Origin of the sequence: Gemmiger formicilis, from assembly GCF_016901605.1 — a bacterium.
Classification (GTDB): Bacteria; Bacillota; Clostridia; order Oscillospirales; family Ruminococcaceae; genus Gemmiger; species Gemmiger formicilis_B.
Map to the genome: position 1 here is coordinate 22,633 of NZ_JACJKP010000009.1, position 8,275 is coordinate 30,907.

The 8,275-nt window shown below is 52.6% G+C and carries 7 protein-coding genes; 5 read left to right on the top strand and 2 right to left on the bottom strand.

The features are described 5' to 3' along the window. Window positions 1-17 precede the first annotated feature (17 nt). Together H6B10_RS01605 and H6B10_RS01610 are read right to left on the bottom strand one after the other, a co-directional pair. On the bottom strand, window positions 18-1,898 hold the full coding sequence (locus H6B10_RS01605) for a hypothetical protein (protein ID WP_204649168.1): 1,881 nt from the start codon (window positions 1,896-1,898) through the stop codon (window positions 18-20). Next, window positions 1,898-2,812 carry a radical SAM protein gene (locus tag H6B10_RS01610; protein WP_204649169.1) on the bottom strand — a complete coding sequence of 305 codons (915 nt, stop codon included), beginning with the start codon at window positions 2,810-2,812 and terminating at the stop codon, window positions 1,898-1,900. The genes H6B10_RS01605 and H6B10_RS01610 overlap by 1 nt, the downstream gene beginning before the upstream one ends. A 106-nt stretch (window positions 2,813-2,918) precedes the next feature. Here H6B10_RS01610 and deoD point away from each other — a divergent pair, with 106 nt between their 5' ends. The 5 genes from deoD to H6B10_RS01635 all read left to right on the top strand — a co-directional run bounded on the left by deoD (window position 2,919) and on the right by H6B10_RS01635 (window position 8,275). Next, window positions 2,919-3,650 carry a purine-nucleoside phosphorylase gene (gene deoD, locus H6B10_RS01615; RefSeq protein ID WP_204649170.1) on the top strand — a complete coding sequence of 244 codons (732 nt, stop codon included), beginning with the start codon at window positions 2,919-2,921 and terminating at the stop codon, window positions 3,648-3,650. A 2-nt stretch (window positions 3,651-3,652) separates the two neighbouring features. After that, a complete protein-coding gene (locus tag H6B10_RS01620) occupies window positions 3,653-4,090 on the top strand; it encodes a cytidine deaminase (protein WP_204649171.1) in 438 nt (145 codons plus the stop codon). 16 nt (window positions 4,091-4,106) lie between these two features. Continuing rightward, a complete protein-coding gene (locus tag H6B10_RS01625; protein ID WP_204649172.1) occupies window positions 4,107-5,261 on the top strand; it encodes a BMP family lipoprotein in 1,155 nt (384 codons plus the stop codon). Between the two features lie 130 nt (window positions 5,262-5,391). Then, window positions 5,392-6,561, top strand: coding sequence for a BMP family lipoprotein (locus H6B10_RS01630; protein WP_243427210.1), 1,170 nt, complete (start codon window positions 5,392-5,394; stop codon window positions 6,559-6,561). A 199-nt stretch (window positions 6,562-6,760) separates the two neighbouring features. Next, window positions 6,761-8,275, top strand: coding sequence for an ABC transporter ATP-binding protein (locus H6B10_RS01635; RefSeq protein ID WP_204649175.1), 1,515 nt, complete (start codon window positions 6,761-6,763; stop codon window positions 8,273-8,275).

Here is an 8,275-nt window from a genome sequence, read left to right on the forward strand (position 1 = left end):
AGGTGCGCACGCAAAAATTATTCAGTAATTTGGTACACGCGGCAACTGTCGTTTTGATACCACAAAGGATACCGTTCGGCATACCAGCTTTCATCGGCTGTGAATTCGGCGTTTACAGAACTGCCAAACAGGACGTAATCCACACCCCATTGCGCCAGAAGGCTTTCGTCAGGTGCCTCATACAAAAGGTGCATGGCGTTGGCTTCCTGGGTATAGTCCATGCCGTGATAATACACGTAACTTCCGGAACCGCACAGGATTCTGCGCCCCGCAAGAGAAAATACCGGTGTCGTATGGCTGTCGCTGGTCAGAAACAGCGCATCGCTTGCAGCATTTTCACGGATGTACTGGGCAAGGGCGACCTCATCGGCGCTCCAATGCTGGTAATCGCTGAACACTTCGCGGGTGACGGTCAAAACGCTGCCCAATGTTGCTATTACACAGGTGCAGCCAAGAGCCAAAGAACGCCAGGGAACACTGCGGATTTTGAGGGCAGCATCTACCAGAAGCTGTGCTACCAGAATACATCCCAACATGTGCCATACATACAGAAGCTTGTTGTTGTCGTATGTGTTGGGCTGAAATACAATACATTCGGCCAGTGCCCAGATCACAAGGCCACCGGCATACAGCCAGCGCTGTTTACGGGCGGCATGCAGCCAGGCGGGAATCAGCAGCAAATACACCAGACCGATATTCTTGATGTAGAACCAAAAATAATTGTCTTTCAGGGAGCCGTCTGCTTCGGCATTGACCCAGTTGAAATGCAGGCGAAGCATGTTCTGCCCGTCCAGGCTCTGTGCCAACACGGTCGGCAGCATCTGCACCAGCCAGGCAATTCCGCACAAAAGGGCAAGGCCGCCCCAAGGCAGCAGGACCGCACGGGTTCTGGGATAATGAAAAAGTGTATAAATACCGCTGACCAGACAAAGCAGAACAAGCGCCAAAGCGCTGTGCGTGTGAAGTAAGGGGAGCGGCAAAACCAGAAGAGCAAGGGGCAGCCACAATCTGCGTTGCTCCTCATAACAAAAACGCCACAAAAGATACAGTGCCGGGAGCAGGATGCACCAGCCAAACAGGGTAGCGCGTTGGGGAATCATCAGATCTACAATGGGGTTGACCCAAATGATGTTTTTAGTCGTGTAATTGGTAGGGGTAGTATAGAACCCTGTGAAAATACCGGCAAAGCTTTCGGCATCACGCAAAAAATAGAAGAAACCAAACCCGCTTCCCATAAAAAAGAGATAAAAAGCAAGGCAGGCTTTGGCGGCATTGCCCAGCACGGAGCGAGCCAGCTGCCAGAACATCCCGAACACAGAGAACACTGCGGGAATTACAGGCAAAAGATAAGCGGTGCGGAGGTCGGCACCCAATACCCGAAAAATACTGGAAACCGTTTCGCACAAAAAGGGGTATCCAAACCGATGTTCGCCCCCCAAAAGAGGATAGGTGGGCGGAAATTCACCGCTTTGGGCGATGTATTCGATAAAGCCTAGGTGCATAGGCAAGTCGCCGTAGCAGCTTTGCCCGGTGTGCAGCGTACCATCCACATTGTGCAGGATATGCGTATGGAGCAGATAGAGTGTGACCAGCGCCACGGGAAGCAGACAGGCCCACATGGCACCGCAATCTTTGTCTTTGGGAACGGGAAAAATTCCCGGATGGCGGTATAGAAGAATCCCTATTACGGCCAGTGCACCTGCCGCTGCCAGAGCTGCGCAGATTTTACCAAAGCCAAACGGCAGCGCAAAAACTGCAGGAAAAAGTGCAAGCATGGAAATGCCGAAGCCACAGCCCAAAGGAACGAGCACAGCGGGGCCTGCATCGGGGACGGCACGCCGGGCGGCCAGAAAACCGGCGGTGAGAAACAAGCAAAGATAGAGAATACTCAAAACCATCAAACGCCCTCCAAATCAAACGGCGGAGTATATTCTTCACGGGCACTGCTTTTTTCCTGCATATAGCCGTCGGTCAACCCCAAACGGATTGCTTCCTCGATGACTTTGCGATATTCGTAGGTGGTAATGCGGCGCCCCAAGCCCTGGGAAGCAGCTTTATAAAATGGGGTGAACTGACTCATAAGACTGGGAATGAAAGAAACTTTTTCTTCATCGCGCAGCCGTGCCAGGAGCTGAAGAACGGCAAAACTGTCCGCAACACAGCCTGGCAAGGCCAGATGGCGGACAATAACGCCACGGCGAAGGAATCCTTCTGCGTCATAGGCCGGAGCTCCCGTCTGCCGAAGCATCTGCCGCAGAGCGGCTTCTGCAACAACCGGGTAATCTGCCGAAGAAGAAAGGCGGGCGGCCAGGTCCGAAGCAGCGTATTTAAAATCGGTAAGCCAAATATCCACATACCCCTGCAGGGCTTTCACGGTTTCTACCGTTTCATATCCGCCGGTATTATATACGACCGGAAGGGTCAGACCACCATCTTTGGCAAGGTCCAGGGCTTCGCAAACCCAGGGCAGATATTGTGTAGCTGTGACCAGATTGAGATTGCGGGCACCGTCATGCTGCAGCTGCAAAAAAATATCGGCTAACCGCTGAACGGATATTGCTTTACCGCCACCTTCCTGACTGATGGGGTAATTCTGACAGTAACAGCAGCGCAGGGAACAACCGCTGAAAAATACGGTGCCGCTGCCCCGGCGGTCCTGGGGGTCTCCGCTCAGACAGGGCTCTTCCCAGTGATGCAAGGCGGCACGGGCAATCATAAGCCGGTCATCGGCACCGCAGTAGCCGGCATGGCCGGCAGCCCGATCTGCCCGACAAGCCCGTGGGCAGAGAGTACACTGGTGCGGAAGCTCCATAATTGATCTACCTGCTTTCACAAATTTTTCTGCTTAATTTTACCACAATCGTGCTAAATGTGGTATACTATAAGGACCAATCTCGAAAATAAAGGAGTGTGCATTTATGTCTACCCCTCATAACCGCGCCGAAAAAGGCGATTTTGCAAAGACCGTTCTGATGCCCGGCGATCCGCTGCGCGCCAAGTTTATTGCAGAAAATTTCCTGGAAAATCCGCGCCTTGTTACCGATGTGCGTGGTATGCTCGGCTATACCGGTACGTATCAGGGCCGCCCCATCAGCGTGATGGGCAGCGGAATGGGCATGCCTTCCATCGGCATTTATTCCTATGAACTGTATACCCAGTATGATGTAGAAAACATTATCCGTATCGGCTCGGCCGGTTCTTATACCGATAAAGTCAAGCTGTTTGATGTGGTGCTGGCTTCGGGCGCATATTCGGAAAGCAATTTCGCCCGTACCCAAAGTGGGGATACGGACGACATCCAAAAACCGGACGCCGCTTTGAATGAAGCCATTAAGGCCAGCGCAGCCGCACAGGGGATTCCTGTTGTCGAAGGTCCCATTCATTCCGACGATGTGTTCTATCATCAGCCCAGTGATAGCAAACCGACTTATTGGGAACGTGTGCGGGATGAAAAAGGCTGCCTTGCGGTAGAAATGGAGAGCTTTGCGCTGTTCCATAATGCAAAGGTCCTGGGCAAGCGGGCGGCCTGTCTGCTGACCATCTCCGACAGCTTTGTGGCTCCGGAACTGGCTACCGCAGAACAGCGGCAGACCAGCTTTACCGCCATGATGAAGGTGGCGCTGGGCGCGGAAGCCTACCTGGAGAAATAAGAATGGAAAAGGCAGAAATTCAAAGTCTGATCCGGCAGGCGTTCGCTGCCCGTAAGTTCGCTTATACGCCGTACTCTCATTTTCAGGTGGGGGCAGCGCTTCTGGCCCGCAACGGCAAAGTTTATACCGGATGCAATATTGAAAACGCCGGATATACGCCCACAAACTGCGCGGAACGAACAGCGCTGTTCAAAGCGGTCAGTGAAGGCGAGCGGGCGTTTACGGCCATTGCCATTGTAGGCAGCATGGAAGGTACGGTCAACCAGCTGGTCACCGGCCCCTGCGGAGTCTGCCGCCAGGCACTGTTTGAATTCGGCGGGCCAAGCCTGATCGTGATTATGGCAAAAACCGAAGATGACTACATTGTAACCACGTTGGGAGAACTGCTGCCTTACGGCTTTGGTCCGGCCAACCTGGAATCTGACGAATCCCCGATGTAAGGAGTTCCCGTTACCCATGAAGAAAATTATCGCCCTGTTTCTTTCCCTGATGATGCTGGTGGCTCTGGCTGCTTGTGCACCGGTGGAAGAAAGCCAGCCAACCAGTGAATTCTCGGTGCCGCTTGATGATGCGTCCTATGTGTTCCAGGCAGCAACGGATGCGACCCCGCTGCCGGGAGGTGCTGTCATTGCTTTGGCGGCGGCCGAAAGCGGATTTGAATCCGGTGCAGAGGCTATGCTCTGGAAAGGAATACAGACTTTTGCCTCCAATTTTGGTTATACGGCGCAGTCGTTCACCTATGGCAGTGCAGAAATAGCAACGGCAGAAGACGCATTGCGTCAGGCATCGGAAAGCGGTGCGGCGTTGGTTGTATGCCGCGGAGAAGAGATGGCCAAAGCATTGTATGCCATTCAGGGCAACTATCCGGGTGTCCAGTATCTTCTGTTTGATGACGAACCGCACAATGAAGACTATACCTCTTATAGCACCGATACCAGCGTACATTGTGTTTTGTTCCAGGAAGAACAGGTAGGTTATCTTGCCGGCTATGCTTCGGTGATGGAAGGGTACACAACGTTGGGATTTGTAGGTGAGGACGAAATCCCCAGTGTGGTCCGTTATTGTACAGGCTTCCTGCAGGGAGCCCAGGAGGCTGCCGAGCAACAGGGCGAGGAAGTGAGCCTCCGTGTCTGGTATACCGGTAAGATCGAGGATGAAAGCATCGTGTCTTCCCGCGTTACCGAATGGTACCGTAACGGTACGGGGCTGATCCTCGCAAACGGATCGTCTTTGCTGCAAAATACCGTGGATGCAGCCAACCAGACGGGCGGCAGAGTATTTGCCACCGACTGGGACCAAAATGAGTTGGGCGAGCGTGTGCTTGGCAGTGCGATAAAATGCTATAACGCAGCAGTACAGCAGCAGTTGTATTCCTTCTTCTCCGGGAATGGTGCCTGGAGCCAGGAAGATGCCGGGCATACTGAAAAAATCGGATTTACCGACGGAAGTGTAGCACTGGCCGGTTCCACATGGCGTTTCAGCAACTTCAGTGAACGCCAGTATGAACGTTTGTATGAACAGCTGCGAAACAGCGACCTGAAAGTGGAAGCGTATGCAGATATGGACACTTTGCCGGATACGCCTTCGGTAACGTTGGAAATCCAGAACTGACATTGGACCTTCTGTCAAATTTTTGTAATGGTTTTTCCGTTGCAAAAAGATGGCAAATCCGTTATACTGAAAACAAAGCGGTAGGGATTTGCCCTGTCGAAGTTTAATTTCAAGTAAGGAGATCAAAACCATGAAAAAGTTCCTTGCACTGGCTATGGCTGCCAGCATGGCGGTTTCTCTGGTTGCCTGTGGCGGTGGTTCTTCCACCTCTTCCAGCACGGCTGCCAGCACGGAAACCAGCGCTACCACCGAGGAAGCGGCAGCATCTGAAATCACGGCAATCGCTCAGGTTTGCGACGTCGGCACCATTGACGACGAAAGCTTCAACCAGGGCTGCTGGGAAGCTGTAGAAGCTTATGGCGAAGCCAACGGTATTAACGTTGACTACTATCTGCCGCCGGATGAGGCCAATGACGAGGATCGTCAGACCCTGATCCGCAATGCCGTCAATGACGGTGCCAACACCGTGGTTTGCGTCGGTTACCTGTATGGTTCCTCTCTGGCATGGGCCGCCACGGAGTACCCCGATGTCCACTTCATCGGCGTCGATATCACGCAGGCTGATATCGGAACCGAGACCATCCCCGAGAATGTTTACTGCATCACCTATAAGGAAGAGCAGGCCGGTTATCTGGCCGGTTACGCTGCCGTAAAGGACGGCTTTACCGAACTGGGCTTCCTGGGCGGCATGGCTGTGCCCGCGGTTATCCGCTACGGTTACGGCTTCGTACAGGGTGCTGATGCTGCTGCTGAAGAGATGGGCACCAACATCAACATCAAGTACTGGTACGGCGGTGCCTTCTCCGGCGACGCCAACATCACCGCCAAGATGGAAAGCTGGTATTCCGGCGGCACGCAGATTGTCTTTGCTTGCGGCGGCGGCATTTACACCAGCGCGGTGGAAGCTGCGGTCAAGTATGACGGCAAGGTGATCGGTGTTGACGTTGACCAGAACTACATCGGCGTGAACGATGTAGAGAGCGGCAAGTACAGCTACAACCCGTTCCTGACCTCTGCCATGAAGGGCCTGAGCGCCGGTGTTACCGACGCCATCACCCACATTGCCGAAGGCACTTGGGATACCATTGCCGGTACCAACGGTAACTATGGTCTGCAGGAAGGCGATTACGTCGGTCTGCCCACTGCCGAAGAGAGCTGGAACTTCTCCACCTTCACCGTGGAAGAGTACGAAGCTCTGGCCGAGAAGATTCGTTCCGGCGAACTGGTTGTGGACAACAGCTCTGATGACGCTGTGAAGCCCGAAACCAGCGACTTTACCAAGGTTGATTATCAGGTCTGATTTTCAGTCTGAAAATTGAATGAAACGGCGGACGCCAGAATCAAGGCGTCCGCCGTTTTTGGTTGATTCAAACATTGACAAATTTTTATTGAAAAACTGTTCAAATAACTTGTGAAGAAGTACAAATAATTGTATAATAAGCACAAGATCAATCTTTGAAAGGAGTGTGAGCAGATTGGCAGAGGATTTCGTAATTGAAATGTTGCACATCACCAAAGAATTCCCCGGTATCAAAGCAAATGATGATGTGACCCTGCAGCTGCGCCGGGGCGAAGTACACGCCCTGCTGGGCGAGAATGGTGCAGGTAAATCTACGCTGATGAGCGTTTTGTTTGGCCTGTATCAGCCGGAAAAAGGCATTATCAAAAAGAACGGGAGCGAGGTCCGGATCAAGGACCCGAACGATGCAAATGATCTTGGCATTGGCATGGTCCACCAGCATTTTAAGTTGGTGGAATGCTTCAGTGTTCTGGATAATATTATGCTGGGCGTGGAACCCTGCAAAGCAGGATTTCTGCAAAAAGATATCGCACGGAAAAAGGTGATGGAGCTTTCGGAGCGCTATGGTCTCCGTGTGGACCCGGATGCATTGATCAGCGATATTTCGGTAGGCATGCAGCAGCGTGTGGAAATTCTGAAGATGCTGTATCGTGATAACGAAATTTTGATTTTCGATGAACCGACCGCAGTTTTGACTCCGCAGGAAATCGACGAACTTATGGAGATCATGCGCGGATTCAAAAAAGAAGGCAAGAGCATCCTTTTTATCACGCACAAACTTAACGAAATCATGGCGGTAGCTGACCGTTGCACGGTACTGCGCAAGGGCAAAGGAATCGGAACAGTCGAGATTGCCAACACCACCAAAGAAGAACTCTCTCGCATGATGGTGGGGCGCGATGTTCAGTTTGCCGTGGAAAAAGCGCCTGCAAAACTGGGCGATGTGGTGTTGTCGGTTTGTAACGTGACGGTACCTGGTCACGTTCATAAAAAAGATGCCGTGCGGGATGTATCCTTTGATGTGCGCGGTGGCGAAATTGTTTGCCTGGCCGGTATTGAAGGAAACGGACAGACGGAACTGGTCTATGGGTTGACCGGCCTGGAAAAGATCACGCACGGCACCTTGACGCTGGATGGAAAGGATATCACCCATGCCAGCATCCGGCAGCGTTCCAAGGACGGTATGAGCCACATTCCCGAAGACCGGCATAAACATGGTCTTGTGTTGGATTATTCCTTGGAAAACAACATGGTGCTTCAGCGCTATTGGGAACCGCAATTCCAGCAGGGTGGATTTATCAAAAAAGGTGCGGTGCGCGAATATTCGGACCGCCTCATTCAGCAATATGATGTGCGCAGCGGACAGGGAAGTGTGACCATTGCCCGCAGTATGTCCGGTGGCAACCAGCAAAAGGCAATCATCGCCCGGGAAATTGATAAGGATCCCAAACTGCTGGTGGCGGTTCAGCCTACCCGTGGTTTGGACGTAGGCGCTATTGAGTATATCCACAAACAGATTGTGGCTGAACGCGACCGCGGTAAGGCGGTTTTGCTGGTCAGCCTGGAACTGGATGAAGTAATGAATCTTTCAGATCGCATCCTGGTCATGTATGAAGGCGAGATCGTGGGCGAGTTTGACCCCAAGACGACCACCGTCCAGGAACTGGGCCTGTACATGGCAGGCGCCAAAAAACAGGGAAAGGAGGCACAGTAA